Source organism: Nocardiopsis sp. TNDT3 (genome assembly GCF_003427465.1).
In the GTDB taxonomy this organism is placed as follows: domain Bacteria; phylum Actinomycetota; class Actinomycetes; order Streptosporangiales; family Streptosporangiaceae; genus Nocardiopsis; species Nocardiopsis dassonvillei.
The window spans coordinates 1-1,735 of record NZ_QPFC01000882.1 but is presented as its reverse complement, the minus strand read 5'-3'; the positions used below and the strand labels follow the sequence as shown (position 1 = coordinate 1,735).

Sequence of the window (1,735 nt, the reverse complement as noted above, 5' to 3'; positions counted from 1 at the left end):
GCCCCCGCACCGCCCCGACCCGCACCCCCGACGCCAGGGGACACCCGGTGCGGGACGCTCCGGCGGCGGCCATAACCTGGAGTGCATGAGCGTCACCAGCCTCGACCCGGACATCGCCGCCCGACTCAAGCGCAACCCGGACGGCCTCGTCCCCGCCGTCGTGCAGCAGCACGACACCGGGGAGGTCCTCATGCTCGCCTGGATGGACGACGAGGCCCTGCACCGCACCCTCACCACCGGCTCCGCCACCTACTGGTCGCGCAGCCGCGGCGAGTACTGGGTCAAGGGAGCCACCTCCGGACACACCCAGCGTGTGGTGTCGGTCGCACTCGACTGTGACGGGGACACCCTTCTGGTCCGCGTCGACCAGGAGGGGGCCGCCTGCCACACCGGCGACCACACCTGCTTCGACGCCGGGAGACTCCTGTGAGTTCGGCCTCCTCGCCCCGCGTGCGCCGGGAGTACGGCCTGGCCATGCTCGCCCTGGCCGCCGGGGCCGGACTCCTGCTCGCCGCCGCCGGACGCCCGTGGGCGACCGGCGAACTCACCGCGCCGGGGCCGGTCGCCCCCGTCTCCGTGGAGCTCACCGGAACCGACCTCACCGGTGCCCTGAGCGGCTTCGGCTGGGCCGGGCTGGCCGGGATCGCCGGCCTGTACGCCGCCAGGGGCTGGGGCCGCCGGGCGGTCGGCCTCCTCGTCGCCCTGGGCGGAGCGGCCGCCCTCAACGCCGTCTGGGGCGCCACCCGCCCCGACGCGCTCCTGGCCGCGATGGCCGACAGCACCACCGACACCGCCGGGGCCGCCCAGGTGGCCGCCGACCCCCGCCTGCTGGCCCTGGGGCCCGCCATGGCCGTGGCCGGAGCCGTCCTCCTGGTCGCGGCGGGGCTGGTCGCGGTACTGCGAGCCCCTGCCTGGCCTGGTATGGGCACCCGGTACGATCGGGACGCCGCACCGCGCGCGACCCGGTCCGAGACGCCCTCCGACCTGTGGAGGTCGCTGGACGCCGGTGACGACCCCACACTCGACGCCGAGCCCGCGGGCACCACGCCCGCGGACCCCGACGGCGCCGCCCACGCACCGCGGGCAGCACGCCCAGCCGAACCTAAGGAGAACACCTGATGGCCGACGAGCACCACGACGACCACGGCAACACCCTGTCCGCCTGGTTCCTCACCGTGTCCTGGATCGTGGCGTGGTCCGTGGCGGCCTTCGTCATCGTCTTCCTCGGCGGCGACCTGCTGCTGTGGACCGCCGTCGCCCTCGTCGCCAGCGTCGTGCTCGCCGCGATCGCCGGTGTCATGAAGAAGGCCGGCTACGGCCGCAAGGAGCCCCGCCCCGTTCCGCCCACGCGCGAGGAGTGGGAGGCCGGACGCAAGTCCGCCGCCGCGCAGCCCGAGCCCGCCGCCGCGCAGCCCGGCCCCGCCCTGGACCCCGACGCGACCAAGGCCTGACGGACACCGGGACACCGGGGAAGCCGCAGCTCACAACGAGTGAATAACGGAAATATGGACGAAGGTCCCACGGGGCGGGTAGATTCGGCCCACCGGCCACGACTGCCGCGTCGGTTCGGTTCGGTGGGAGTCTCACCGATCTGGCATCATTCCTTTCTGCCCGCGGTGTATGCGACCCGGTGATCCAACCCTGCCCCGTGTTGGGCCGGAGTGTTCCTCCGTGCGCCGCGTAAATCCCTTGTCCTCTTCCGGAAAGTTGTACCGAGCATGAGTTACGGTCCCCC

General features: G+C 73.6%; 3 protein-coding genes. All 3 read left to right on the top strand.

The window, feature by feature from the left end:
- Positions 1-85 precede the first annotated feature (85 nt).
- Genes hisI through DQW06_RS21020 form a run of 3 tightly spaced genes read left to right on the top strand, consistent with a single transcriptional unit; the run spans position 86 to position 1,451 of the window.
- Positions 86-430, top strand: a complete 345-nt coding sequence (gene hisI, locus DQW06_RS21030) for a phosphoribosyl-AMP cyclohydrolase (protein ID WP_013154196.1) — start codon at positions 86-88, stop codon at positions 428-430.
- Positions 427-1,119: a Trp biosynthesis-associated membrane protein gene (locus DQW06_RS21025; protein WP_013154195.1), complete on the top strand. Its 693-nt coding sequence runs from the start codon at positions 427-429 to the stop codon at positions 1,117-1,119. The genes hisI and DQW06_RS21025 overlap by 4 nt, the downstream gene beginning before the upstream one ends.
- Positions 1,119-1,451 (top strand): HGxxPAAW family protein, encoded by a 333-nt coding sequence (locus tag DQW06_RS21020; protein WP_013154194.1) that lies wholly within the window; start codon positions 1,119-1,121, stop codon positions 1,449-1,451. Before DQW06_RS21025 ends, DQW06_RS21020 begins: the two co-directional genes overlap by 1 nt.
- Positions 1,452-1,735 lie beyond the last annotated feature (284 nt).